This window comes from Lelliottia sp. F153 (assembly GCF_002870005.1).
Classification (GTDB): Bacteria; Pseudomonadota; Gammaproteobacteria; order Enterobacterales; family Enterobacteriaceae; genus Enterobacter; species Enterobacter nimipressuralis.
In genome coordinates this window covers 397999-423419 of the sequence record NZ_PKFT01000002.1, presented here as the reverse complement: position 1 = coordinate 423419, position 25421 = coordinate 397999, and the positions used below count along the sequence as shown (strand labels likewise).

The following is a 25421-nucleotide window of genomic DNA, read 5'->3' as shown; positions in this document are numbered from 1 at the left end:
GGCCCCTTTTTTGTCTGGAGAATTTATTATGGCGAAAGAATTTGGTCGCCCACAGCGCGTGGCTCAGGAGATGCAGAAAGAGATCGCACTCATCCTGCAACGCGAAATCAAAGACCCACGCGTGGGTATGATGACCACTGTTTCTGGCGTTGAGATGTCCCGTGATCTGGCCTATGCCAAAGTGTTCGTCACGTTCCTGAACGACAAAGACGAAGCCGCTGTTAAGAATGGCATTAAAGCATTGCAGGAAGCCTCTGGTTTTATCCGCTCTCTGCTCGGTAAAGCGATGCGTCTGCGTATCGTGCCGGAGCTGACTTTCTTCTACGATAACTCGCTGGTAGAAGGTATGCGGATGTCCAACCTGGTGACCAGCGTGGTTAAACATGACGATGAACGTCGTGTGAACCCGGACGACAGCAAGGAGGACTGATGAGTCGTCCTCGTCGTCGCGGTCGCGACGTGCACGGCGTGCTGCTGCTGGATAAACCTCAGGGCGCATCCAGCAATGACGTGCTGCAAAAAGTGAAGCGTCTTTATAACGCTAACCGCGCCGGGCATACCGGTGCGCTGGACCCACTGGCGACAGGCATGCTGCCGGTCTGTCTGGGCGAAGCAACCAAGTTTTCCCAGTACCTGCTCGATTCTGATAAGCGCTATCGCGTGATCGCAAAACTTGGTCAGCGTACGGACACCTCCGACGCAGACGGTCAGGTTGTCGAAGAGCGTCCGGTTACCTTGAGTGCCGAGCAGCTTCAGGCCGCGCTGGAAAGCTTCCGTGGCGATACCCTGCAGGTGCCGTCCATGTATTCGGCGCTGAAGTATCAGGGCAAAAAGCTCTACGAATATGCCCGCCAGGGGATTGAAGTCCCGCGTGAAGCGCGCCCGATCACCGTCTACGAACTGCTGTTCATTCGCCACGAAGGTGACGAACTGGAGCTGGAAGTTCATTGCTCGAAAGGCACGTACATTCGCACCATCATTGACGATCTGGGTGAAAAACTGGGCTGCGGCGCGCATGTGATTTACCTGCGTCGTCTTGCGGTCAGTAAATATCCGGTTGAACGTATGGTGACGCTTGAGCATCTTCGCGCGCTGGTCGATCAGGCAGAAGAGCAGGGGATCTCCCCGGCCGATTTGCTTGACCCGATGCTGATGCCGATGGACAGCCCGGCTGCTGATTTCCCGGTTGTGAATTTGCCCCTGACTTCATCCGTTTACTTTAAAAACGGCAATCCGGTTCGCACGACAGATACCCCGCATACTGGGCTGGTCCGCGTTACCGAAGGCGAAGAAAACAAGTTTATCGGAATGGGTGAAATCGACGACGAAGGCCGCGTAGCACCGCGTCGCCTGGTTGTTGAATATCCCCTCTAAGCGATTTACTTGCCTTGCGATAAGCAGGGGAGACGGGTAGAATATCGCCGCTTAACGTCGGGCAAATTGTTTAACAATCTGCGCGGCGTAAACTGGGGTTGCTGAATTAGAGATCGGCACCCTTTCATTCTTTATTTTTTGGAGTTCATCATGTCTCTAAGCGTTGAAGCTAAAGCTAAAATCGTTTCCGAGTTCGGTCGTGGTACTAACGACAGCGGTTCTACCGAAGTTCAGGTTGCCCTGCTGACTGCACAGATTAACCACCTGCAGGGTCACTTTGCAGAGCACAAAAAAGATCACCACAGTCGTCGTGGTCTGCTGCGTATGGTTTCTCAGCGTCGTAAACTGCTCGACTACCTGAAACGTAAAGATGTTGCACGCTACACCGCGCTGATCGAGCGTCTGGGTCTGCGTCGCTAAGTCTTGCGAGTTTCAGAAAAAGGGGCCTAATGGCCCCTTTTTTCAACCAGACGGCAGCAATTCACTGGAAACTATTGTATTGTTGCTATAAATGATCTTCATTGCAGAGGTTCGCGCGGCTAATGAGAGGCTTCACCCATGGGGGTGTCGGTTGTCATTAGTCGCGAGGATGCGAAGAAGGTCGGGTTAAATCGACAGCACACCGAAGGTGTGCTGTCATTCATTAAGAAAGGACAGAATTTTGCTGAATCCGATCGTTCGTAAATTCCAGTATGGTCAGCATACCGTCACGCTGGAAACCGGCATGATGGCGCGTCAGGCTACTGCTGCCGTTATGGTAAGCATGGATGACACCGCTGTATTCGTGACCGTTGTAGGCCAGAAAAAAGCAAAACCAGGTCAGGACTTCTTCCCTCTGACCGTGAACTATCAGGAGCGTACTTACGCTGCTGGTAAAATCCCGGGTGGCTTCTTCCGTCGTGAAGGCCGTCCAAGCGAAGGCGAAACCCTGATTGCGCGTCTGATTGACCGCCCGGTTCGTCCGCTGTTCCCGGAAGGCTTCGTAAACGAAGTTCAGGTTATCGCGACCGTTGTTTCCGTTAACCCACAGGTTAACCCGGACATCGTGGCGATGATCGGTGCATCCGCTGCACTGTCCCTGTCAGGCATTCCATTCAACGGTCCTATCGGTTCTGCTCGCGTTGGTTATATCAACGATCAGTACGTACTGAACCCGACTCAGGATGAGCTGAAAGAAAGTAAGCTGGACCTGGTTGTTGCCGGTACCGAAGCTGCCGTACTGATGGTTGAATCCGAAGCAGAACTGCTGAGCGAAGACCAGATGCTGGGCGCCGTGGTATTTGGCCACGAGCAGCAGCAGATTGTTATCCAGAACATCAACGACCTGGTGAAAGAAGCCGGTAAACCACGTTGGGACTGGCAGCCAGAAGCCGTTAACGAAGCGCTGAACGCGCGCGTTGCTGCACTGGCAGAAGCGCGTCTGAGCGATGCATACCGCATCACTGACAAACAAGAGCGTTACGCGCAGATTGATGTCATCAAATCTGAAACCATCGCTACGCTGGTTGCAGAAGATGAATCCCTGGACGCGAACGAGCTGAGCGAAATCCTGCACGCTATCGAGAAAAATGCTGTACGTAGCCGCGTTCTGGCTGGCGAACCGCGTATCGATGGCCGCGAAAAAGACATGATCCGTGGTCTGGATGTGCGTACTGGCGTTCTGCCACGTACTCACGGTTCCGCACTGTTCACCCGTGGCGAAACTCAGGCGCTGGTAACCGCGACTCTGGGTACTGCACGTGACGCACAGAACATCGACGAACTGATGGGCGAGCGCACTGACAGCTTCCTGTTCCACTATAACTTCCCTCCGTACTCCGTAGGTGAAACCGGTATGGTTGGCTCGCCTAAGCGTCGTGAAATTGGTCACGGTCGTCTGGCGAAGCGCGGCGTGCTGGCAGTTATGCCGGAAGCTGACAAATTCCCGTACACCGTTCGTGTGGTTTCTGAAATCACCGAATCTAACGGTTCTTCTTCCATGGCTTCCGTGTGTGGCGCTTCCCTGGCCCTGATGGATGCAGGCGTGCCAATCAAAGCTGCTGTTGCGGGTATCGCAATGGGCCTGGTGAAAGAAGGCGACAACTTTGTTGTTCTGTCTGACATTCTGGGCGACGAAGATCACCTGGGCGATATGGACTTCAAAGTAGCGGGTTCCCGCGAAGGTATCTCTGCACTGCAGATGGATATCAAAATTGAAGGTATCACCAAAGAGATCATGCAGGTTGCACTGAACCAGGCTAAAGGTGCACGTCTGCACATCCTGGGCGTGATGGAGCAGGCGATCAACGCGCCACGCGGCGACATTTCTCAGTTCGCACCGCGTATCCACACCATTAAGATCAGCCCAGACAAGATCAAAGACGTGATCGGTAAAGGCGGTTCTGTTATCCGTGCTCTGACTGAAGAGACCGGCACCACTATCGAAATCGAAGATGACGGTACTGTGAAGATCGCAGCGACCGACGGCGAAAAAGCGAAATTCGCGATTCGTCGTATCGAAGAGATCACTGCAGAAATCGAAGTGGGTCGCATCTACAATGGTAAAGTGACCCGTATCGTTGACTTTGGCGCGTTCGTTGCCATCGGTGGCGGTAAAGAAGGTCTGGTACACATCTCTCAGATCGCTGACAAGCGCGTTGAGAAAGTGACCGACTACCTGCAGATGAACCAGGAAGTCCCGGTTAAAGTTCTGGAAGTTGATCGCCAGGGCCGTATCCGTCTGAGCATTAAAGAAGCGACCGAGCAGTCTCAGCCTGCTGCCGCGCCGGAAGCCCCGGCCGCAGAACAAGGCGAGTAAGGTTGCATTTGCCCTCCGCTTCGGCGGGGGGCGTATTATCAGGCAGGACGCCTTGTTAGCAGCCGGGGGACAGGACGTTCATCCAATAGTTGTCTTCGGGAGTGGGAAATGAAGCCTTTTTTGCGCTGGTGTTTCGTTGCGACAGCTTTAACGCTGGCAGGATGCAGCAACTCTGCCTGGCGTAAGAGCGAAGTCCTCGCAGTGCCATTGCAACCGACTTTGCAGCAGGAAGTGATTCTGGCACGCATGGAACAAATTCTTGCCAGTCGGGCTTTAACCGATGATGAACGCGCACAGCTTTTATATGAGCGCGGAGTGTTGTATGATAGTCTCGGTCTGAGGGCACTAGCGCGAAATGATTTTTCACAAGCGCTGGCAATCCGACCTGATATGCCTGAAGTATTCAATTACTTAGGTATATATTTAACGCAGGCAGGCAATTTTGATGCTGCCTATGAAGCGTTTGATTCTGTACTTGAGCTTGATCCAACTTACAACTACGCGCACTTGAATCGCGGTATCGCATTGTATTACGGCGGTCGTGACAAGTTAGCGCAAGATGATCTGCTGGCGTTTTATCAAGACGATCCTAATGATCCTTTCCGCGTCCTGTGGCTTTACATCGTTGAGCAGAAGCTCAATGAGAAGCAGGCGAAAGAGGCGTTAAAACAACGCTTCGAGAAATCGGACAAGGAACAATGGGGATGGAACATTGTCGAGTTCTACCTGGGCAACATTAGCGAAGCAACGCTGATGGATAGGCTCAAGGCGGACGCAACGGATAACACCTCGCTCGCTGAGCATCTCAGTGAAACCAACTTCTATTTAGGTAAGTACTACCTAAGTCTGGGGGATATGGACAGCGCTACGGCACTGTTCAAATTAGCGGTTGCTAACAACGTCCACAACTTCGTTGAGCACCGTTATGCATTGTTGGAATTATCGCTCTTGGGCCAGGAGCAAGACGACCTGGCAGAATCGGACCAGCAATAGCTGACGTCACCACATCAGCCCGTAATCATTTTTTGATTGCCATCACCTTAACTGGTGAGGGCGTTGTTGTTCGTCAATACACCTACTTTGAGCCGGTTCACACTTTTCAATGAAAATTGCTAATCATTTTCACGACGAGTTATGTAGACTGGCCGCCATTAATATCGAGGCACTTGTACTACATGGCTGAATTCGAAACCACTTTTGCAGATCTGGGCCTGAAGGCCACTATCCTTGAAGCCCTTAACGATCTGGGTTACGAAAAACCATCTCCGATCCAGGCTGAATGCATCCCGCATCTGCTCTCTGGTCGTGACGTGCTGGGCATGGCCCAGACTGGTAGCGGTAAAACCGCAGCGTTCTCGCTGCCACTGCTGCACAACATTGATCCGGAACTGCGTGCACCGCAGATCCTCGTACTCGCTCCGACCCGTGAACTGGCTGTTCAGGTAGCGGAAGCGATGACTGAATTCTCTAAACACATGCGCGGCGTGAACGTGGTAGCCCTTTACGGCGGCCAGCGTTATGACGTGCAGTTACGCGCCCTGCGTCAGGGTCCACAGATTGTTGTCGGTACACCTGGCCGTCTGCTGGATCACCTGAAACGCGGTACTCTGGATCTCTCTAAACTGAGCGGTCTGGTTCTGGATGAAGCTGACGAAATGCTGCGCATGGGCTTCATCGAAGACGTAGAAACCATTATGGCGCAGATCCCAGAAGGTCATCAGACCGCTCTGTTCTCTGCAACGATGCCAGAAGCGATCCGTCGTATTACTCGTCGCTTCATGAAAGATCCGCAGGAAGTGCGTATCCAGTCCAGCGTAACCACTCGCCCGGACATCAGCCAGAGCTACTGGTCTGTATACGGTATGCGTAAAAACGAAGCGCTGGTGCGTTTCCTGGAAGCAGAAGATTTTGATGCGGCGATTATCTTCGTTCGTACCAAAAACGCGACCCTGGAAGTGGCTGAAGCCCTGGAACGTAGCGGCTATAACAGCGCAGCGCTGAACGGCGACATGAACCAGTCCCTGCGTGAGCAGACTCTGGAGCGTCTGAAAGACGGTCGTCTGGATATCCTGATTGCAACCGACGTGGCAGCACGTGGTCTGGACGTAGAACGTATCAGCCTGGTTGTGAACTACGACATCCCTATGGATTCCGAGTCTTACGTTCACCGTATCGGTCGTACCGGTCGTGCGGGTCGTGCTGGCCGTGCTCTGCTGTTCGTTGAGAACCGCGAGCGTCGTCTGCTGCGTAACATCGAACGCACCATGAAGCTGACCATTCCAGAAGCAGAGCTGCCAAACGCAGACCTACTGGGCAAACGCCGCCTGGAAAAATTCGCCGCGAAAGTACAGCAGCAGCTGGAAAGCAGCGATCTGGATCAGTACCGTGCTCTGCTGGCGCAAATCCAGCCGACTGTGGAAGGCGAAGAGCTGGACATCGAAACTCTGGCTGCAGCGCTGCTGAAAATGGCGCAGGGCGAACGTGCTCTGATCGTGCCACCTGATGCACCGATGCGTCCTAAGCGTGAATTCCGTGAGCGCGATGAGCGTTTCGAGCGTCGCGGTAACGATCGTAATGACCGTGGTCCACGTGGCGACCGTCCAGAGCGTAGCGGTGAAGACCGTCCACGTCGTGAGCGTCGTGACGCAGGCGATATGGAACTGTACCGCATTGAAGTTGGCCGTGATGATGGTGTTGAAGTTCGTCATATCGTTGGCGCTATCGCGAACGAAGGCGATATCAGCAGCCGTTACATCGGTAACATCAAGCTGTTCGGTACGCACTCTACGATCGAACTGCCAAAAGGCATGCCGGGCGAAGTTCTGCAGCACTTTACTCGCACCCGCATCCTGAACAAACCGATGAATATGCAGCTGATGGGCGATGCCCAGCCGCGTCCTGATCGTGGTCCTCGCCGTGAAGGTGATCGTCCAGCGGGCGAGCGTCGTTTCGGTGGCGGTGAGCGTCGTGAAGGCGGTCGTGGTCCTCGTCGTGATGGCGCAGCACCAGCCGGTGCAGGTCGCTTCAGCGGTGAGCGTCGCGAAAACCGCGGCCCACGTCGCGATGAAGGTACTGCACGTCGTCGTGACGCGTAATTGCCACGCCTGATAGCGTAAAGTAATCATTACAGCCCCGATATTTTTATCGGGGCTTTTTTTATTCCATTTGTACTATCGTACTGGTACAGTGCGACACATTAAAATGCAGTAGCAAATGTTTAACTGGAGAAACGGCTGTATGGCGACACTAACCACCACACAAACTTCACCTTCGCTGCTCGGCGGCGTGGTGATTATCGGCGGGACGATAATCGGTGCAGGGATGTTCTCCCTGCCGGTGGTCATGTCCGGTGCGTGGTTCTTCTGGTCGCTGGCAGCGCTGGTTTTTACCTGGTTCTGCATGCTGCATTCCGGGCTGATGATCCTTGAGGCGAACCTGAACTACCGCATCGGGTCGAGCTTCGACACCATCACTAAAGACCTGCTCGGGAAAGGCTGGAACGTGGTAAACGGCATCTCAATAGCTTTCGTGTTGTATATTCTGACCTACGCCTACATTTCGGCGAGCGGTTCGATACTGCACCACACGTTTTCTGAAATGTCGCTGAATGTCCCGGCGCGTGTGGCGGGTCTGATCTTCGCGCTGGCCGTGGCGTTTATCGTCTGGATGAGCACCAAAGCGGTGAGCCGCATGACCGCCATCGTCCTCGGTGCAAAAGTTATCACTTTCTTCCTGACCTTCGGCAGCCTGCTGGGCCATGTCACGCCCGCTACGCTGTTTAACGTTGCCGAAAGCCACGCATCGTACTCGCCGTACCTGCTCATGACCTTGCCATTCTGCCTGGCGTCATTTGGCTACCACGGTAACGTCCCGAGCCTGATGAAGTATTACGGCAAAGATCCTCGCACCATTATTCGCTGCCTGGTTTACGGCACGCTGCTGGCGCTGGGGCTGTATGTGATTTGGCTGCTGGGGACGATGGGCAACATCCAGCGCCCGGAATTCATCGGCATTGCGCAGAAGGGCGGCAACATTGATGTGCTGGTGCAGGCGCTGAGTGGCGTGCTGAACAGCCGCAGTCTGGATCTGCTGCTGGTGGTGTTCTCGAACTTTGCCGTGGCGAGTTCGTTCCTCGGGGTGACGCTGGGGCTGTTTGACTATCTGGCGGATCTGTTTGGCTTTGACGATTCCGCGTTGGGTCGTCTCAAAACCGCGTTGCTGACCTTCCTGCCGCCGATTGTCGGTGGCCTGCTGTGGCCGAACGGGTTCCTGTACGCTATCGGCTATGCCGGTTTAGCGGCCACCATTTGGGCGGCGATCGTTCCGGCGCTGCTGGCCCGTAAATCACGTAAACGCTTTGGCAGCCCAAAATTCCGCGTCTGGGGCGGCAAGCCGATGATTGCCCTGATTCTGATCTTTGGTGTCGGAAACGCGCTGGTACATGTGCTGTCGAGCTTTGATGTGTTGCCGGTGTATCAGTAAGACGATTGCCGGATGGCGGCTGCGCCTTATCCGGCATAAAAATCTGCAGGCCCGGCAGGCGTATCGCCACCGGGCACAAACGCTATCCTAACAACTCTTCTTTCACCTGCATGGCCAGATCAAACGAGTGCAAACGCGCCTGGTGATCGAAAATCTGCCCGTTAACCATAATCTCGTCAGCCTGCGTTTCTCGTAGCACCGCCTCTAGCCCGTGACGCACTTTCGCTTTATCGCCCACCAGCGACATACTGAGCGCCTGCTGCACACCGTATTGTTCCGACGCTGACCACAGCTGATGCATATTCTCCACCGGCGGCGGCAGCTGTCCGCTCTCGCCGCGGCGCAGCTTCGCAAACGCCTGCTGCATGGAGGTAAAGAGGAATTCCGCATCGCGGTTGCTGTCGGCGGCGATAATATTGATACACACCATCGCGTGCGGTTTTTCCAGCCGTTCGGACGGTTTGAACTGAGTGCGATAGAGATGCAGCGCCTGATGCAGCATATCCGGGGCAAAGTGGGAGGCAAACGCAAACGGCAGGCCGAGCTGCGCCGCCAGCTGTGCGCTATACAGACTTGAACCGAGCAGCCACACGGGGATCTTCTCGCCGTAACCGGGTACCGGGCGCACCTGCGGATGAGGATCGCGCGCATCAAACCAGTCCACCAGCTCTGCCACATCGCGCGGGAAGTTATCAATATCACCGCCCATATGACGACGCAGCGCACGCATAGTCGGCTGATCGCTGCCTGGCGCACGGCCAAGCCCTAAATCAATTCGCCCGGGATAGAGCGTATTCAGGGTGCCAAACTGTTCGGCAATCACCAGCGGGGAGTGGTTCGGCAACATTACGCCGCCCGAGCCGAGATGCAGAGTCGTGGTGTTTGCCGCCAGATAGCCAATCAGCACCGAGGTCGCCGCGCTGGCGATGCCCACCATGTTGTGATGTTCCGCCAGCCAGTAGCGATGATAGCCACGCTGTTCAGCGAGACGGGCGAGATCCAGAGAGTGAGAAAAAGCTTCTCGTGCCGAGGAGCCTTCTGGGATCGGCGCCAGATCGAGCACCGAAAAAGGAATGGATTTATCAGTCATAACAGCTCACTTTGTCGACGGTGAATCTTTTAATAGTGCATTAAAAATTAATAACCGTTGTTAACAAAGTGAGCTTTTACACTTCATCCTTTAAACTGCCTGTGCGTAGGCTTGATCTGTTTATCCCGACACTGACTTGAGTATGGTCCCGTGGATTTCCAGACTGGCCGCTTTCATGCCACTTAAAAGATGTCTACATTTAGGCCTGCAGCTCCAGCCCGGCCACACGTTTCCAGTAACCGTTGCAGTCGCTGTTTGCCTTCAGCGGCAGGGGTGCGGTGCCATTTTCGTTGGCACGAAACGCATCCAGCATCGCAAATACGTTAGTGTCCAGCGGTGACAGGCGCACCATATCCACCACGCCTTGCATCGACGTCAGCTCGTTGCCGAGATTGTAAACATAGCCGCTCATGGTCTGAATGCCGTTAAGGACAAAGACCTGCTGGTTCTCCTGCGACAGCATATTGCGTCCGTTGGGATACTTGATGCAGCAGGTTTCGCATTCGTCTTTCGGGCGGTCTTCGGAGCGGGCAGTGAAGCAGCGCGCGGAATACGCCAGCGGCAGATGCCCGTAGCTCAACACTTCCACTTCAAACTGATTGCGGATGCCCAGATCTTCACACTGATTCAGCAGGTTGACCAGCCAGTCGCGGGAGAGTTCCACCGGCATACACCAGCGCATCATCCCCTGTTTCAGCAGCAGGCGCAGGGTCACGGCGTTATAGCAGTTGAGCGCATGTCCGGCGACAAACGGCAGCTTGCGTTCAGCGCACATGTTCACCACGCCAAGATCGCTCGCTTCCAGCAGGAAATCACCGTTCTCGACGTAGCGTTTAATCTCGCCCAGCTCCGATGAGGCCTGCACCAGCGCAAGCGTCGACAGCACCACCTGCTTGCCGCTGCCAGCGAGGTTTTTCGCCATATCCAGCCAGTCGCCCACTTTGGTTGCACGACGTTTGCTGCAGACGGACTCCCCGAGATAAATCGTATCGGCGCTACTGCCCGCCGCCTGCTGGTAAAAATCTTCCAGCGTCTCTTTTGACCAGTAGTAGAGCACGGGTCCTAATGAATATTTCATGGATTATCTCACTGCCATTTACGGTGATACGCGCCAAGCGTGGTTTGCGTGCCTTCGGACATCGCGCCCAGGGTGTCCATCCAGGCCGGTTGTGGGGCGTAATTCTGCGGATCGGCCATGCAACGATCGATCGCCTGTCGCCAGACTTTCGCCACCTGGCTGACGTACGCCGGGCTGCGCTGACGACCTTCGATTTTCACCGAGGCAATGTTCGCCGCCAGCAGTTCCGGCAGCAGTTCCAGCGTGTTCAGGCTGGTGGGTTCTTCCAGGGCGTGATAGCGCTCGCCGTCGACCAGATAACGGCCTTTGCACAGCGTCGGATATCCGGCGTTTTCCCCGTCCTGATAGCGGTCGATCAGCACGTCATTCAGACGCGACTCCAGCCCCTGTGGCGTCTGCTGCCAGCGCACAAAGCGGGCAGGGGAGCAGGCTCCGACGGTATTCGGTGATTCGCCGGTCAGATAGGACGAGAGATAGCAGCGGCCTTCAGCCATGATGCACAGGCTGCCGAACGCAAAAACTTCCAGTGGAACTGGCGAGACCCGCGCCAGTTGCTTAACCTGATGAATAGACAGCACGCGCGGCAACACCACGCGGGCGACGTCAAAGTGACGATGATAAAAGCGCACGGCCTCTTCGTTGGTGGCCGAGGCCTGAACAGAGACATGGCGCTCAATATGCGGATAGCGTTCTGCGGCATACTCCAGTATAGCGAGGTCGGCGAGGATCAACGCGTCTGCCCCGAGCTGTGCCGCCATATCCACCGCGCGCTGCCAGCGCACATAACCATCGGGATGCGCAAAGGTGTTGATGGCGATATGTAATTTGCGGCGGTGCTGGTGAACGAAATTGACCGCTTCCTGGAGCTTCTTCTCCGTGAAGTTCAGACCAGCAAAGTGGCGGGCGTTGGTGTCATCTTTCAGCCCGATATAGACCGCATCGGCGCCGTTTTCGATGGCCGCTTTAAGTGCCGGAAGGTTTCCGGCTGGACAGAGCAGCTCCATAATTTATCCTGACGTTCGCTGCCCCAGAGGGCACAAAATTGTTAACGAACGGGGAGTTTAATTAACCTCCACGCGACAATTTTTGATTTAAGGCAGTTAATGGCGTATTGATGACACCAATAATCAATCATGCCGCAATACGGTTTGTTGATTTACGCCGCTACGATGGCTGCCGGATATGGCAAAATAACAGGATTATCGACATCAGGGAGTAAAGCTCGTGCTGGAAAAACTGCGTTCACGCCTCGTACAATTTGGTCCATCTCTGCTGAGCGTGCCGGTCAAACTCACGCCGTTCGCTCTTAAACGCCAGGTGATTCAGCAGGTGCTGAGCTGGCAGTTCCGCCAGGCGCTGGAAGAGGGGGAGCTGGAGTTTCTCGACGGGCGCTGGCTACGCATCGAGGTGCGTGACATCGGACTGTGCTGGTTTACCTCCGTGGAGAACGGCAAGCTGATGGTCAGTGATTCCGCCCCGGCGGATGTCAGTTTCAGCGCGAATGCCAGCGATTTGCTGATGATCGCCGCGCGTAAGCAGGACCCGGATACCCTCTTCTTCCAGCGTCGTCTGGTGATTGAAGGGGATACTGAGCTTGGCCTGTACGTCAAAAATTTAATGGATGCCATTGAGCTGGATCAGATGCCTAAGGCGCTGCGCACGGTGCTGATGCAAATGGCCGATTTCGTTGAGGCGGGTCTGAAAACCCCGCGCGAAAGTAAACACACTTCAGTAGGTGAGCCATGCTGATTCGAGTTGAAATTGGGATTGATGCCCCTGGCATTGATTCATTATTACGTCGGTCATTCCCGGAAGACGCCGAGGCCCGACTGGTCCACGATCTGCGTGAAGACGGGCTGGTCACGCTCGGCCTGGTTGCGACGGATGACGAAGGACAGGTTGTGGGTTACGTGGCGTTCAGTCCGGTAGCCGTTCAGGGCGAAGATCTTCAGTGGGTCGGAATGGCACCGCTGGCTGTCGACGAAAACTATCGCGGTCAGGGGCTGGCGCGCCAGCTGGTCTATGAAGGGCTGGATTCTCTGAATGAGTTCGGATACGCGGCGGTGGTCACGCTGGGCGACCCGGCGTTCTATGGCCGTTTAGGTTTTGAGCCTGCCGCGCCTTACGATCTGCACTGCCGCTGGCCGGGTACTGAGACCGCCTTCCAGGTGCATCGTCTGGCAGATGACGCGCTGAACGGCGTCAGCGGTCTGGTTGAGTATCACGACCACTTCAATCGTCTTTAATCGACGCGTTTTGCAGGCTCTGGCGTAGCGCCTCAAACGAACCATCTCCGGCGACGAGGCGCTCTTTCTGGCGCTTCGTCAGCTGCTTAATGCGGTACTCCATCTTCAGTGCCAGCGAGCGCTCACCGACATGCGCCGAAAAGGCCAGCGTCAGCTCACCTTTCCCCCGCAGCGCTTTGGCGCCTTTCCCCGTTTGATGTTCAAGGAAACGCCGCGCTACATCGGTGGTAATCCCGGTGTAAAGTGCATTATTGGCCGTTCGGACAAGATAGAGAAACCAGCACACAGTTTGCAGATTCAGTATGTTAAGGTGAACGCACCATAGCATGAGAGAGCGCGAAAATGGAAACTCTGGCCGCTATCAGCCGTTGGCTGGCAAAGCAGCACGTCGTCACCTGGTGTGTCCATCAGGAGGGCGAGCTGTGGTGCGCGAATGCGTTTTACCTTTACGATCCCGAACGCGTCGCGTTTTACCTCTTAAGCGAAGATAAAACCCGTCATGCGCAGATGTCCGGGCCACAAGCACCTGTCGCCGGCACTGTTAATGGCCAGCCGAAAAATGTCGCGCTGATTCGTGGCGTGCAGTTCAAAGGCGAGATCCGCCGTCTGGAAGGGGAAGAGAGCGACGCGATGCGCAAGCGCTACACGCGTCGCTTCCCGGTTGCGCTTGCCCTGTCAGCGCCCGTCTGGGAAATTCGCCTCGATGAGCTGAAGTTCACAGACAACACGCTGGGCTTTGGCAAAAAGCTTCACTGGCTACGAGCCGAGCAGGCGTAACGCTTCGCGATTAAAGGCGGGCAGATCGTCCGGCGTACGGCTGGTCACCAGCTGATTGTTATCGACGACCACTTCCTGATCGTAAAAATCAGCGCCCGCGTTTTTAAGATCGATAACGATCGGTTTAACCGCCGTCAGCTTGCGCCCGCGCACCACTTCGGCGCTGATCAGCAGCTGTGGCCCATGGCAGATCGCGAAGACAGGCTTGCCGCTGGAGACAAAATCGCGCGTGAACGTCACAAAGCGCTCGTCGCCGCGCAGCGTATCCGGGGAGTGACCGCCAGGCAGCAGCAGGGCGTCGAAATCCGCCGGACGCACCTCATCAATGGCTTTGTCGATAGTAACGCTGGCCTCGCCTTTATGGCCTTTCACCGTTTTTCCGGCCTGCTTGTCGATGGTGATGACCTCATGTCCCGCTTTGCGGAACGCCTCTGCGGGAGAGGTGAACTCTGAATCTTCAAACTCATCGGTGATCAAGACGGCTATTTTCTTGCTCATGCTTCCTCCGTTGTTTTGGCTTCAGACAGATTTTTTGCCGTTTGTGGTAAATACTTACCCGTAACAGACTTTTAAGTGTGGCTAAGCAGACTGAAATCGCAAACGGACTAATCTGCAAAGGAGACAAAATGAGCCAGGTATTAATCACAGGTACCACCGGGCTGGTGGGCGGACACTTGTTGCGAATGCTGATCCAGCAGCCCTGGATCAACTACATTGCCGCGCCGACGCGACGCCCGCTGGCGGATATTTCCGGTGTCTTTAACCCCCACGATCCGCAGCTAACCGATGCACTTGGCCAGGTGCAGGATCCGATTGATATCGCCTTCTGCTGCCTGGGCACGACCCGCCGCGAAGCCGGGAGCAAAGAGGCTTTTATCCACGCCGACTACACGCTGGTGGTGGACACGGCGCTCACGGCTAAACGGCTGGGCGCAAAGCATTTTCTGGTGGTCAGCTCAATGGGGGCCAATGCCAGCTCGCCGTTCTTTTACAACAAAGTGAAAGGCAAAATGGAAGATGCGCTGATTGCACAGAACTGGGAGCGGCTCACGATTGTGCGACCGTCGATGCTGCTGGGCGATCGCGAAAAGCAGCGTTTTAATGAGTCCATTTTTGCGCCCCTGTTCCAGCTTTTTCCGGGTAACTGGAAATCTATTCAGGCGCGTGATGTGGCGAGCGCTATGCTGCACGAAGCGCGTTCTCCCTCAAAAGAGGGCGTCAATATTATCCCCTCGGCTAAACTGCGTGAAATCGCCAAAGGCGAGGCGTAAACTCCCCGGGCTAAATTAATTACACTCCCCGGGGAATGCTATGACTGGTCAGTCTTCATCTCAGGCGGCAACGCCATTTCAGTGGTGGAAGCCCGCACTCTTTTTTCTCGTCGTTATTATTGGTCTTTGGTATGTGAAATGGCAGCCCTATTACGGCAAAGCGTTCACCGCCGCGGAAACCCACAGCATCGGTAAATCCATACTGGCGCAGGCAGAAACCAGCCCGCTGCAGGCGGCATGGGATTATGCGATGGTCTACTTCCTGGCGGTCTGGAAAGCTGCGGTACTGGGTGTGCTGCTCGGTTCCCTGATTCAGGTGCTGATTCCGCGCCACTGGCTGATGCGTACGCTTGGACAGCCACGCTTTCAGGGGACGCTGCTTGGCACGATCTTCTCTCTGCCTGGAATGATGTGTTCATGCTGCGCGGCGCCCGTGACAGCGGGGATGCGGCGCCAGAATGTGTCGATGGGCGGGGCTCTGGCTTTCTGGATGGGAAATCCGGTGCTTAACCCGGCGACGCTGGTCTTTATGGGCTTTGTGCTGGGCTGGCATTTCGCGCTGATCCGCCTGGTGGCCGGGGTGATCATGGTGCTGGTCGTTGCTTCACTGGTGCAGTATCTGGTGAAAGATCGGCTCGTGCAGCCTGTCTCCATCGACGTTGCCACACCTGAACCACAAGGGGCATTTCTCTCCCGCTGGGGCAAGGCGCTGTGGCAGCTCTTCTGGAGCACCATCCCGGTCTATATTCTGGCGGTGCTGGTCCTTGGCGCGGCGCGTGTCTGGTTGTTCCCTCATGCGGACGGGGCGATCGATAACACGCTGCTGTGGGTGATTGCGATGGCGGTTGCCGGATGCCTGTTTGTCATCCCGACGGCGGCAGAAATCCCGATTGTACAGACCATGATGCTCGCGGGGATGGGCGCTGCGCCTGCGCTGGCGCTTTTGATGACGCTTCCGGCGGTCAGCCTGCCATCGCTGATTATGCTGCGCAAATCATTCCCGGCAAAAGCCCTGTGGCTGACGGGACTGCTGGTGGCGATAGGCGGGGTTATCACTGGCAGCATTGCGCTGCTGTAAGACATAAAAAACCCGGCAATCGCCGGGTTTTATATTATTTGCCGGGTTTTATATTATTTGATTAAGGTAAAGGCGGTCGTGACTTTCTTCACACCGCTCACGCGGCTGGCAATATCAGCTGCCGCTTTGCCTTCACGATCCGTGACCAGACCGAGCAGGAACACTTCGCCATTCTCGGTGGTGACTTTCACGTTGGACGATTTCACCTGATCGCTACCCAACAGCTGGGAGCGCACTTTGGTAGTGATCCAGGTATCCGACGACGCAGTGCCCAGACCAATCGGCTGGCCCTGACGCACTTCGTTAAACACCTCGGTGGTGCCTTCTACGCCCATGGCAATCTGTTTCGCACGGGACGCGAGATCCAGATTCGGCGCCTGGCCTGCCAGCAGCACTTTGCCCTGATAGGCGGTGACGTTGATACGCGCTTCTTTCTTAATTTGTTCGTCTTTCGACAGGGCGCTGTTCACGCGCAGTTCCAGCGTACCGTCGTCCACCTGAGTTCCCACAGAGCGCGGGTCGGTTGCGGCTTTGGTGCCAACAGCCGCAGTACCCACAACGGCCGCCGCGATGCATCCCTGAAGCAGCAGCGCAGAAATAAGGACTGCGAGGGGCGTTAATGCCTTCATTAGTACTCCTTAATCATCCTGGTGAGGGAAAAGCGTGTTATCGATCAGATCGCATAAGCAGTTCACCGTCAGCATGTGCATTTCCTGAATGCGCGCGCTGCGATGCGAAGGAATGCGGATTTCCACATCCTGCGGCCCTAAAAGACCCGCCAGTTCGCCTCCGTCATAGCCCGTCAGCGCGACGATAGTCATATCGCGCGTCACGGCCGCCTCAACGGCTTTGACGATATCGCGGCTATTACCGCGCGTGGAAATCGCCAGCAGAACATCCCCGGCATGCCCTAAGGCGCGTACCTGTTTTGCGTATATTTCGTCATGCAGACGATCGTTGGCAATCGCCGTTAAGACCACATTATCGGTATTAAGTGCAATGGCGGGTAAACTTGGGCGTTCTGTTTCAAAACGATTGATCATGCTGGCAGCAAAATGCTGTGCGTTGGCGGCCGATGTGCCATTGCCACAACAGAGGATTTTGTTGCCATTAAGCAGGGACTGCACCAGCGTCATCGCGGCACGAGAAATAGCATCCGGGAGGGCTTCCGCCGCTGCAATCTGAGTTTGAATGCTTTCTGTGAAACAAACCTTAATTCTTTCGAGCACGTTATCCCTTTAAAACTTTGTTTTAGACGTCTTCGCCAAAGGCGTTTTTAAGCCATTCTACGTCGTTTCCGGTGAAGGCTACCACATCGAACCGGCAATCCACAGTATCAAAACTCCCATTATGGCGGGCGAGCCACAAGTGGGCAGTTTGTAATAATTTACGTTGTTTGGCGAGCGTCACGCTGGCGGCAGCGCCACCAAAGCGGGACGACTGTCGGAAACGGACTTCAATAAACACGGTGACCTGACCCTCTTTCATGATCAGATCAATTTCGCCGCCCCGTCCACGAACGTTGGCGGCGATAAAGCGCAGTCCTTTGCCTTCCAGCCAGCGACGCGCTGTTAATTCCCACGCGTCGCCCGTCTGTTTACGGCTTAACTCGCCGGGACGATCTGCCCCTGCTGGTATTTGAGCCATGATAACTTCCTGTTAATCACGCAATCCTGGGTCGCGGTGAGATCGCCGGTGTTGCCGTTAAGCTCAAAGCCCGGCACCTGACGCATCTGGGTAAAGTGGTTCGCCAGCGCCCACGCATCCACGCCCATCGCATAAAGACGTGCGAGGGAGTAATCGTTACGCACGCTGCTCAGCGCCTGCTGCATCAGGGCCGGATTGCTGCCCGCAAGCATTGGAATTTCGCTGTACTGCAGGCCGTCCATCTCCAGACGGAAGTCCGGGCCGGCCGTACCTTGCGCGCTGCGTGAGCTGGCATACAAGGTTACACCGCTCTGGCTACCGTTACGCATCGCAATCATCGGCTTGATAAAGGCAATCTCTTCTGGCGTGGCGACAATGTATGCGGCGTCCACTTTACCGCCACCGCTGATTTGCGCATCAGTCGGCGGAGCCGGGATGGTCAGGCCGCCGATGGTGACGCTCTGCTGCTGAGGCAGGCTGGCCGAAATCGGGCTGCCGGTCAGAGCGATACCGGAACCGCCGTTGACGCCTGCACGCAGTTCAGACGTCGAACCGAATTTCTGCTGCAGTACCACGCTGCCGCCCAGCTGTTGCCACTCCTGAGCAAACGCATTCGCCACGCGATCGCCGAGAGCGCTACGCGGCGTCAGCAGCAGCGGAGCCTGTTTCCCCTGTTCGTGGATATGACGCGCGGCGTCACGCGCCTCATCTTCCGGCGAAAGTGCGAAATAGCAAATGTTCGCGCGGTTTTGCACTTGCTCAGGTTGATTGAGGGCCAGCACGTTCAGCGTGGTGTTGCTCTTCATCAGCTCTTCAACGTTATTCTTCAGCAGCGGGCCGACCACAATGCTTGCACCGTCCTGCTGAACCTGCGCCAGAACCTGATCGATCGGCTGTGAGCTGGTGTCGTAAATCTTCAGTTCGGCGCCTGGATTTGCGGTGGTGGGCGCAACGGCCTGTGGCTGAGCGGCAGGCTGCTGTTCCGGTGCGGTGGTTTGCGGGGCAGTGACAGCGGCATCGGTTGCCGGGGCTGCTGGCGCTTGCGCCGGAGTCTGTTCCTGCGCTTCGGGTGCAGCCGCCGGAGGCGTGGTTGGCGCCGTGACTGGATTCTGCATCGTGCCCTGGGCAGGCGCTTGCGAGGTCGTTAAATCACTGGTTTCCGCCGCTGATGGGCTAATCACGTCATTGACGTTGGCGGCCTGCGCAGCCTGTGCCGGGACGGCGTTCCCCGCAACGGCGGTGGTGCCGTTTTTCGCCGCTTCAAAGCCCTGCTGAATGGTGCGACCAAACACCGCCGCCTGCCCATTCAGGGGCAGTAACAGGGCGATTTTATTAACGGAAGCCGGTTTGAAGTTCTGCACGTTCACCAGCTGCGTTGGCAGCATTTTCGCGCCTGGATTTTGCGGATAACGAGTCTGCCAGTCGGTGATCCCGGCTTTGAGCATTTTCGGATCGCTGCGGTTGTTGAACCACATCTGCTGCAAATCCAGCCAGCCCTGGAGTACGTTTTCGTCGGCGTTGATCACCAGCGTTTGCGCCTGTTCCGGCGTCATCGCGGAAAGCGCCTGCCAGGTGGCATCGATATTTTTCTGCCTGGCATCGCCGCTCAGCAGCGGCTCTTGCGCAATCAGCGCGCGGAGCAGGGCCAGCGAAGGGCGGCCCTGTTCGGCGGCGATGATCGCCTGCCAGTAGCGTGCCTGTTGGTTGTTATCCAGCGCTTTCACGTCGATATCGGCGAGGATCTTTTTCGCCGCCGCGTAATCTTTCTGCGCGGTTTTCACTTCGGCCGACAGCAGAGTCTGTTCGCGGCGCTGGGTATCGTTGAGTTCCTGCGGCAGCTGGTTATACAGATCGACCGCCTGCTGCGTTTTGCCTTCTTTCAGCAGTGAACGAATGGCAAGTAATTGCCAGTTGGTCTTGGTATCATCTGAGCTTTGCGACATTTGTTGCAGATAATAGCCAGAATCAGCCTGCGCAGTACCCTGCATATGGGCAGCAGTCTGATCGGGCGCCTGAGTGCCACAGCCTGCGAAAATCAGCGCTGCCAGCACAATGGGCAGGCTGCGCGAAGCTTTTGTTCGAAGAAACGTTAAGGGTACCATACTGTATCCAGTGATATTTTTTAGGCAATGCTCAATATTAAATCGGCAATACGGACTAAACAATGAAACAACACGAAACGGCAGATAATTCTCAAGGCCAGCTTTATATTGTACCTACTCCTATCGGGAATTTGTCTGATATTACCCAACGTGCGCTCACCGTTTTACAAGCTGTTGATTTAATTGCCGCTGAAGATACCCGCCATACTGGCCTGCTGCTGCAACATTTCGCGATCAGCGCCAAAATGTTTGCCTTGCACGATCACAATGAGCAACAAAAAGCCGAATCGCTGGTGGCTAAACTGAAAGAAGGGATGACTATCGCGCTGGTGTCCGATGCAGGGACGCCGCTGATCAACGATCCGGGCTATCACCTGGTGCGTACCTGCCGCGAAGCGGGTATCCGCGTGGTGCCGCTGCCGGGCCCGTGCGCAGCGATTGCCGCTTTAAGCGCGGCGGGCCTGCCATCCGACCGCTTCTGTTACGAAGGTTTCTTACCGGCAAAATCCAAAGGCCGTCGCGACGTCCTGAAGGATCTCGAAGCTGAACCGCGCACGCTGATTTTCTATGAATCAACCCACCGTCTGCTGGACAGTTTAGAAGATATGGTTGCCGTCTGGGGGGAGTCTCGCTACGTGGTGCTGGCCCGCGAGCTGACCAAAACCTGGGAAAACATCCACGGCGCACCGGTCGGTGAGCTGCTGGCATGGGTGAAAGAGGACGAGAACCGCCGCAAAGGGGAGATGGTACTGATCGTCGAAGGCCATAAAGCGCAAGAAGAGGCGCTACCTGCCGAAGCGCTGCGCACTCTGGCGCTCCTGCAAACGGAACTGCCGCTGAAAAAAGCCGCCGCCCTCGCCGCCGAAATCCACGGCGTGAAAAAGAATGCGCTGTATAAGCATGCCCTGGAGCAGCAGGGGGAATAATCCCGTTGTTGGCCGGGCAAGCATAGCTATGCCCGGCACGCTCATAGTTACAAAATCCCCAATCCCGACCCCGCAATTGCCAGCACAAAAGTGACGGCAATCAGCAGTACCGGATGCGCTTTCTTGACCCGCAGCAGGTAGTACATCAGCAGGGTATAGCCCATCGGCAAAATGTTCGGGAACACCTTGTCGAAGAAGTCCTTTTGCAGCGCCACGCTGTGAGTGGCATCGATGGCAAAGCTGGTGACAACGTTGATGTGCACGTACGAGGCTATCAGCCCGCCGATCACCGTGATCCCAAGAATGGTTGCCGACCGGGCGATCATCTGTGAATTTTCTCGCACCTTATCGATCGCTTTGATCCCCACCGTATACCCGACGTGCGTCCAGCCTACGCGCAGGAAGAAGATCGCAAGGTAAACGGCGAAGAACAGTATCGGTCCCAGCAGGTTGCCCTGGCTGGCAAACGACGAACAAATCCCGGCCATAATCGGCAGCAGCGTAAACCAGAAAATCGCGTCGCCAATTCCGGCAATAGGGCCAAACAGCGCCACTTTCAGCCCTTTAATGGTGCTGCGGTTTTCGCCTTTCTCCTCCATGGATATCAACAGGCCCATCAGGAACCCCACCAGATTCGGGTGAGTGTTGATAAATTCCAGATGATCCTTCATCGCCGCGCTTAACCCTTCTTTGTCGCCTTTGTAGATCTTCTTCAGGATCGGCAACATCGCCCAGGTAAAACCGCCCGCCTGCATGCGTTCGTAGTTAAAGCTCGCCTGCAGCAGAGAGGAGCGAAAGCCAAGGCGGGTAATGTCTTTTTTACTGATTTCAGATCCCATTGCTGTAATCCTCTTCATCTTTTTTCGCAGCAGTGACAGCGGGCTGTGCGGCGTTTTTGGCTTTAGCGTTAAAGAACTCATACACCGCAAATCCGGCCCCCAGCACGGCCACCGGCAGCAGGTTGCTCACCTGGATATAACAGACAAACAAGAACCCGGCGATGAGATACGGAATGTACTGCGCCTTGAACATCACGCGCAGCAGCAGGCCGAAGCCGACCGCAGGCAGGATGCCGCCCGCGACTTCAAAGCCGTGGGTAAGCCAGGCAGGCATCGCTTTGACCAGCGCCTGCATGGCTCCTTGCGCCAGGTAAGTGCAAAGGAAGGTAATGACGGCGTAAGTGCAGGCGACAATCAGCGTCGTTGTCCAGTTCAGACGGGCGAAAGCGGCGGTGTTGGTCTCTTTCGCGTACTTATCGGCCTTCGACATAAACAGCGAGAACGCTGAATAGAAAAACAGAATCACATACTGCATCAGCAGGCTAAACGGCAGCCCAAGACCAATAGCGGTTTTGGCATCGACCCCGGTGGACCAGGCAATGACGGTGGTCATCACCCCGGCCATAATCGGGTTCGGCGGCTGCACACCGCCAGCAGGGGTTAAACCGGCGAACGCCAGCTCCGTCAAACCGCCGGTAATTAAGCCGATGTGGATATCACCCAGAATCGCCCCGGTGAGGGTACAAACGATGATGGGACGAAACAGAAACAGTGCTTCCAGCCAGAAATCTATCCCTAGAAAAAATACTAAAGCCGCCAGGGATATCCCCTGAATCAATGTTATTTCGTGCATTTTTTTGCCTCGTAATGATGACTTCAGCTATTTGAATGTCGAGACACTGCCACTAATCGGGGATGCCCTCTTTCGCATCACCGGGAACATCCTGGATAAAAAGATTCACGCCGCTGTGCTTGATGAAGCGCAGATCGTCGAGATCCTGTTCGTCGACATACACTTTGCTGCTGATCTGCCGTTTCCCCTCCGAGAAGTGCATATTGCCGACGTTGACATCCTTCAGCGGCACGCCGCCTTCAATCAGTTTCCTGACGATGTCCGGCGTGCGGCAAATCAGGAAAATTTTCTGGTGCGGCGCGGCTTTTTCAATGATGGCGATAGTCTTCTCGATGGAGAAAAAGCGGATACCAAATCCATAGGTATCGGCGGTGATGCCCATCAGTTTTTGCTGGATCTCGTCTTTGGCGACCTCATCGTCAACGACGATCAACAAATTGGCTCCGATGGTCGACGTCCATGTCACACCAACCTGACCATGCACCAGACGATTATCGATACGGGTCAATAAGATATTGGGACTGCTCATAGTCTTCCTTCCTGCCGATGTTGAGTTGTGAGTGTTGTTGTCTTTATCAAACGGTGGCGGAATCGAGCACCAGCTTGTTGGCCGATCCGCAGACGTTTATTTTGTTTTTTACCACCTCTTTCATGGCGTCCATACCCACTCGCATGTAGTAACGCGGATCGTTACCCTGCGGATTTTCGCGAAACCACTCTTTGACCGCCGCGGAAAACGCGATTTTCAGTTCTGTCGCCACATTCACCTTGCATACGCCAAGCTCAATAGTGCGACGCACATATTCATCCGGCACATCGCTCGCGCCGTGCAGCACCAGCGGAATATCCACCACGTCGCGGATTTCACCGAGGCGTTTGAAATCAATTTTCGGCGTTTTGGTGTACAGCCCATGCGCCGTGCCGATTGCCACTGCGAGGCTGTCGACGCCGGTCAGTTCGACAAAGCGTTTCGCTTCCTGCGGGTCCGTCAGAAATGCGCTCTCTGCGTCCACGCTCATGTCGTCTTCCACACCGCCCAGCCGTCCCAGCTCTGCCTCGACGCTGCAATCATTGAGATGGCAGAAATCCACCACCGATTTCACCAGCTTCACGTTCTGCTCAAACGGGTAATGACTGCCGTCAATCATCGCGCTGCGCACGCCCGCATTGACCTTGCGACGAATATCGTCCAGTGATTCGTGGTGATCGAGATGCAGCGCCAGCGGCATGTCGTAGCTGATGGAGTAGGCGCTGCACAGGGCGTAGATCTCTTCGAAGGCGATATGTTTATAAGTGCCGGGCGTTCCGGCGAGGATCACCGGCGATCGCATTTCGCTGCACACTTCGAGGATCGCCTGGATCGTCTCGGCGTTATGGATGTTAAACGCAGGAACGGCATACCCTTTTGCCTGGGCATCCTGAAGAAGATATTTGGTGGAGATAATGCTCATGATGCGCTCCTTTGGGCTGACCACGGGTGAATCACAACGCCTTGCACTACGCGGTTGACGGTACCGCTAGCGGATGGGGTGTCCGGGGTATTGCCGACGCTAATCGACTGGGTCAGGGCAAAGACCTGGGCGTAGATCAGGAAACAAAAGGCCAGTTCCACGTCGATAAAGTCACGCGAGGCGGGCAGCAGAATGTAAGGGCCAGCGTCGATCACCGGATCGCGATCGGCGGCGATGGCGACCACATGCATGGCCTGGCCGTCGCGGCGCAGTTCTTCCAGCAGATCAAGATCGTACTGGCGCGTATACGGATGGCTGGAAATAAACAGCACCACCAGCGTTTCGTTATCGACCAGCGATTTCGGGCCGTGACGGAACCCGGTCGGGGAGTCGTAAAACGCGACCACTTTCCCGGCGGTAAGCTCCAGCACTTTGAGCGCCGATTCCCGAGCTGCCGCTTGTAATCCGCCGCTGCCGAGATAGACGATACGCTTCCAGGGCTTATCACCGAACACGCCGTGACTGAAATCGGTTAGCGAGGCGAGGATCGACTGGCAGCGATCCGCCACGTCCTGGAAGGTGTGACAGTTGATCGTATCCGGTGCGAACACCGCGAGGCAGCTCGCCATCATGGTGGTGATGCTGCTGGTCATGGCGAATCCGCGATCGTGCGTTTCAGCAGGCATCAGCAGGGCAAAGGCGTTATCGCTGGCGACGGCGGTTTGGTACAGGCTACCGGCTTCGTTGCAGGTGATCGTCAGGTGATAGCACGCAGGGACGAACTGATTTGCCAGCTCGACGGCGGCCACGCTTTCCGGGCTGTTGCCGGAACGGGCGAACGAGACCAGCAGTAAAGGATGCGCAGGATTCAGATAATCCATCGGATTCGTTACCAGATCGGTGGTGGGAATCGCCGTAAAATTTTTCCCGGTGTGGCGCGAAAGCCATGGGGCGATAATGTCGCCGATAAATGCGGATGTTCCCGCTCCCGTCAGAACGATCCGCAGATCGTCTTTTTGCAGCAACGGAGAGAGGAAGCGATCGAGAGTCTGTCGGATATTGGCGATATTTTTAAGGGAACGGCTCCAGCAGTCGGGTTGCTGACGGATCTCTTTTTCCGTCCAGGTGCCGGTGGCGGTTTGGCTTTCTGACATAACGCAGTCCTTAGTAAGGTGAAACCCACGTCAGACGCCAGTGCAGTCACTTTTGCCTTTCGTTTCGTTTCACTTGTTCGATTGATTAAAATCTATCGAAAGGAAAACGAAAGATCAATAAACAAAAAGAAATAAAACGAAAAGTGTGATCAAAGAGACACGCAATTTCCCCCATTGCATTGATACATAAGTAATATTTTAAAAGTAAATGTCCTGCGCGATATGATGACGAAAGGAAAAGAAAGGCCTTGCGGATATTCACCGAAGGCCAAGGCGACACACAATGAAAGGGCTAAGGGGGAGAGCCTGCCCTGAA

General features: G+C 55.5%; 28 protein-coding genes. 14 read left to right on the top strand and 14 right to left on the bottom strand.

Features of this window, described 5'->3' with window-relative positions; all coding sequences use genetic code 11:
* The first annotated feature begins 28 nt into the window (after positions 1–28).
* From rbfA to mtr, 8 genes are all read left to right on the top strand, one after another.
* On the top strand, positions 29–430 hold the full coding sequence (rbfA, locus tag F153LOC_RS09160) for a 30S ribosome-binding factor RbfA (RefSeq protein ID WP_100778756.1): 402 nt from the start codon (positions 29–31) through the stop codon (positions 428–430).
* Complete coding sequence (gene truB / locus F153LOC_RS09155; RefSeq protein ID WP_102105483.1) at positions 430–1374, top strand: tRNA pseudouridine(55) synthase TruB; 945 nt, start codon at positions 430–432, stop codon at positions 1372–1374. Before rbfA ends, truB begins: the two co-directional genes overlap by 1 nt.
* A gap of 150 nt (positions 1375–1524) precedes the next feature.
* Positions 1525–1794 (top strand): 30S ribosomal protein S15, encoded by a 270-nt coding sequence (gene rpsO / locus F153LOC_RS09150; protein WP_003861789.1) that lies wholly within the window; start codon positions 1525–1527, stop codon positions 1792–1794.
* Between the two features lie 241 nt (positions 1795–2035).
* Positions 2036–4171, top strand: coding sequence for a polyribonucleotide nucleotidyltransferase (gene pnp / locus F153LOC_RS09145; RefSeq protein ID WP_095283551.1), 2136 nt, complete (start codon positions 2036–2038; stop codon positions 4169–4171).
* A gap of 108 nt (positions 4172–4279) precedes the next feature.
* Positions 4280–5164 carry a lipoprotein NlpI gene (gene nlpI / locus F153LOC_RS09140; RefSeq protein ID WP_100778758.1) on the top strand — a complete coding sequence of 295 codons (885 nt, stop codon included), beginning with the start codon at positions 4280–4282 and terminating at the stop codon, positions 5162–5164.
* 109 nt (positions 5165–5273) lie between these two features.
* Positions 5274–5354 carry a protein YrbN gene (yrbN, locus tag F153LOC_RS09135; RefSeq protein WP_097919743.1) on the top strand — a complete coding sequence of 27 codons (81 nt, stop codon included), beginning with the start codon at positions 5274–5276 and terminating at the stop codon, positions 5352–5354.
* Positions 5347–7266, top strand: a complete 1920-nt coding sequence (locus tag F153LOC_RS09130) for a DEAD/DEAH family ATP-dependent RNA helicase (RefSeq protein ID WP_100778759.1) — start codon at positions 5347–5349, stop codon at positions 7264–7266. Before yrbN ends, F153LOC_RS09130 begins: the two co-directional genes overlap by 8 nt.
* A gap of 142 nt (positions 7267–7408) precedes the next feature.
* Positions 7409–8653 (top strand): tryptophan permease, encoded by a 1245-nt coding sequence (gene mtr / locus F153LOC_RS09125; RefSeq protein WP_102105482.1) that lies wholly within the window; start codon positions 7409–7411, stop codon positions 8651–8653.
* An 82-nt stretch (positions 8654–8735) separates the two neighbouring features.
* Here the strand turns inward: mtr and F153LOC_RS09120 are convergent, their stop codons facing one another.
* The 3 genes from F153LOC_RS09120 to F153LOC_RS09110 form a co-directional block, all read right to left on the bottom strand.
* On the bottom strand, positions 8736–9743 hold the full coding sequence (locus tag F153LOC_RS09120) for a luciferase-like monooxygenase (RefSeq protein WP_100778761.1): 1008 nt from the start codon (positions 9741–9743) through the stop codon (positions 8736–8738).
* A 199-nt stretch (positions 9744–9942) separates the two neighbouring features.
* Positions 9943–10821: a U32 family peptidase gene (locus tag F153LOC_RS09115; RefSeq protein WP_102105481.1), complete on the bottom strand. Its 879-nt coding sequence runs from the start codon at positions 10819–10821 to the stop codon at positions 9943–9945.
* An 8-nt stretch (positions 10822–10829) separates the two neighbouring features.
* Positions 10830–11825 carry a peptidase U32 family protein gene (locus F153LOC_RS09110; protein ID WP_102105480.1) on the bottom strand — a complete coding sequence of 332 codons (996 nt, stop codon included), beginning with the start codon at positions 11823–11825 and terminating at the stop codon, positions 10830–10832.
* Positions 11826–12045: 220 nt separating this feature from the next.
* Between F153LOC_RS09110 and F153LOC_RS09105 the strand changes: the two genes are divergently transcribed.
* Together F153LOC_RS09105 and F153LOC_RS09100 are read left to right on the top strand one after the other, a co-directional pair.
* Positions 12046–12570 (top strand): SCP2 domain-containing protein, encoded by a 525-nt coding sequence (locus F153LOC_RS09105; protein WP_102105479.1) that lies wholly within the window; start codon positions 12046–12048, stop codon positions 12568–12570.
* The gene (locus tag F153LOC_RS09100; RefSeq protein ID WP_102105478.1) at positions 12564–13067 is read left to right on the top strand and encodes a GNAT family N-acetyltransferase; all 504 of its coding nucleotides are present in this window, start codon (positions 12564–12566) and stop codon (positions 13065–13067) included. The genes F153LOC_RS09105 and F153LOC_RS09100 overlap by 7 nt, the downstream gene beginning before the upstream one ends.
* On the opposite strand, the gene F153LOC_RS09095 is transcribed toward F153LOC_RS09100, so the two are convergent.
* The gene (locus F153LOC_RS09095; RefSeq protein WP_102105477.1) at positions 13054–13395 is read right to left on the bottom strand and encodes a GIY-YIG nuclease family protein; all 342 of its coding nucleotides are present in this window, start codon (positions 13393–13395) and stop codon (positions 13054–13056) included. The genes F153LOC_RS09100 and F153LOC_RS09095 overlap by 14 nt on opposite strands.
* Positions 13396–13409: 14 nt before the next feature.
* Between F153LOC_RS09095 and F153LOC_RS09090 the strand changes: the two genes are divergently transcribed.
* Positions 13410–13844, top strand: coding sequence for a YhbP family protein (locus F153LOC_RS09090; RefSeq protein ID WP_102105476.1), 435 nt, complete (start codon positions 13410–13412; stop codon positions 13842–13844).
* Here the strand turns inward: F153LOC_RS09090 and F153LOC_RS09085 are convergent.
* On the bottom strand, positions 13824–14342 hold the full coding sequence (locus F153LOC_RS09085) for a type 1 glutamine amidotransferase domain-containing protein (protein WP_100778768.1): 519 nt from the start codon (positions 14340–14342) through the stop codon (positions 13824–13826). The genes F153LOC_RS09090 and F153LOC_RS09085 overlap by 21 nt on opposite strands.
* 128 nt (positions 14343–14470) lie before the next feature.
* Between F153LOC_RS09085 and F153LOC_RS09080 the strand changes: the two genes are divergently transcribed.
* Both F153LOC_RS09080 and F153LOC_RS09075 read left to right on the top strand, forming a co-directional pair.
* On the top strand, positions 14471–15115 hold the full coding sequence (locus tag F153LOC_RS09080) for an NAD(P)H-binding protein (protein WP_142503649.1): 645 nt from the start codon (positions 14471–14473) through the stop codon (positions 15113–15115).
* A 40-nt stretch (positions 15116–15155) separates the two neighbouring features.
* Positions 15156–16193: a permease gene (locus F153LOC_RS09075; protein WP_102105475.1), complete on the top strand. Its 1038-nt coding sequence runs from the start codon at positions 15156–15158 to the stop codon at positions 16191–16193.
* 53 nt (positions 16194–16246) lie between these two features.
* Here F153LOC_RS09075 and dolP read toward each other — a convergent pair whose 3' ends face one another.
* The 4 genes from dolP to F153LOC_RS09055 are packed head-to-tail and all read right to left on the bottom strand — an operon-like array spanning position 16247 to position 19942.
* Positions 16247–16822 carry a division/outer membrane stress-associated lipid-binding lipoprotein gene (gene dolP / locus F153LOC_RS09070; RefSeq protein WP_102105474.1) on the bottom strand — a complete coding sequence of 192 codons (576 nt, stop codon included), beginning with the start codon at positions 16820–16822 and terminating at the stop codon, positions 16247–16249.
* A 9-nt stretch (positions 16823–16831) separates the two neighbouring features.
* The gene (gene diaA, locus F153LOC_RS09065) at positions 16832–17422 is read right to left on the bottom strand and encodes a DnaA initiator-associating protein DiaA (protein WP_003861754.1); all 591 of its coding nucleotides are present in this window, start codon (positions 17420–17422) and stop codon (positions 16832–16834) included.
* A 22-nt stretch (positions 17423–17444) separates the two neighbouring features.
* The gene (locus F153LOC_RS09060) at positions 17445–17840 is read right to left on the bottom strand and encodes a YraN family protein (RefSeq protein WP_100778771.1); all 396 of its coding nucleotides are present in this window, start codon (positions 17838–17840) and stop codon (positions 17445–17447) included.
* Positions 17798–19942 carry a penicillin-binding protein activator gene (locus tag F153LOC_RS09055; RefSeq protein ID WP_102105473.1) on the bottom strand — a complete coding sequence of 715 codons (2145 nt, stop codon included), beginning with the start codon at positions 19940–19942 and terminating at the stop codon, positions 17798–17800. The genes F153LOC_RS09060 and F153LOC_RS09055 overlap by 43 nt, the downstream gene beginning before the upstream one ends.
* Before the next feature lie 62 nt (positions 19943–20004).
* On the opposite strand from F153LOC_RS09055, the gene rsmI reads away from it, so the two are divergent.
* Entirely contained in the window at positions 20005–20868 is an 864-nt protein-coding gene (rsmI, locus tag F153LOC_RS09050) for a 16S rRNA (cytidine(1402)-2'-O)-methyltransferase (RefSeq protein WP_102105472.1), read from the top strand.
* A gap of 47 nt (positions 20869–20915) precedes the next feature.
* Here the strand turns inward: rsmI and agaD are convergent, their stop codons facing one another.
* The 5 genes from agaD to F153LOC_RS09025 are packed head-to-tail and all read right to left on the bottom strand — an operon-like array spanning position 20916 to position 25105.
* Entirely contained in the window at positions 20916–21707 is a 792-nt protein-coding gene (gene agaD / locus F153LOC_RS09045; RefSeq protein WP_102105471.1) for a PTS galactosamine transporter subunit IID, read from the bottom strand.
* Entirely contained in the window at positions 21697–22500 is an 804-nt protein-coding gene (gene agaC / locus F153LOC_RS09040; RefSeq protein WP_100778776.1) for a PTS galactosamine transporter subunit IIC, read from the bottom strand. Before agaC ends, agaD begins: the two co-directional genes overlap by 11 nt.
* A gap of 52 nt (positions 22501–22552) precedes the next feature.
* Entirely contained in the window at positions 22553–23029 is a 477-nt protein-coding gene (gene agaB, locus F153LOC_RS09035) for a PTS galactosamine transporter subunit IIB (protein WP_100778777.1), read from the bottom strand.
* A 46-nt stretch (positions 23030–23075) separates the two neighbouring features.
* Entirely contained in the window at positions 23076–23951 is an 876-nt protein-coding gene (gene kbaY / locus F153LOC_RS09030; protein WP_102105470.1) for a tagatose-bisphosphate aldolase subunit KbaY, read from the bottom strand.
* Positions 23948–25105 carry an SIS domain-containing protein gene (locus F153LOC_RS09025; RefSeq protein ID WP_102105469.1) on the bottom strand — a complete coding sequence of 386 codons (1158 nt, stop codon included), beginning with the start codon at positions 25103–25105 and terminating at the stop codon, positions 23948–23950. The genes kbaY and F153LOC_RS09025 overlap by 4 nt, the downstream gene beginning before the upstream one ends.
* Positions 25106–25421 lie beyond the last annotated feature (316 nt).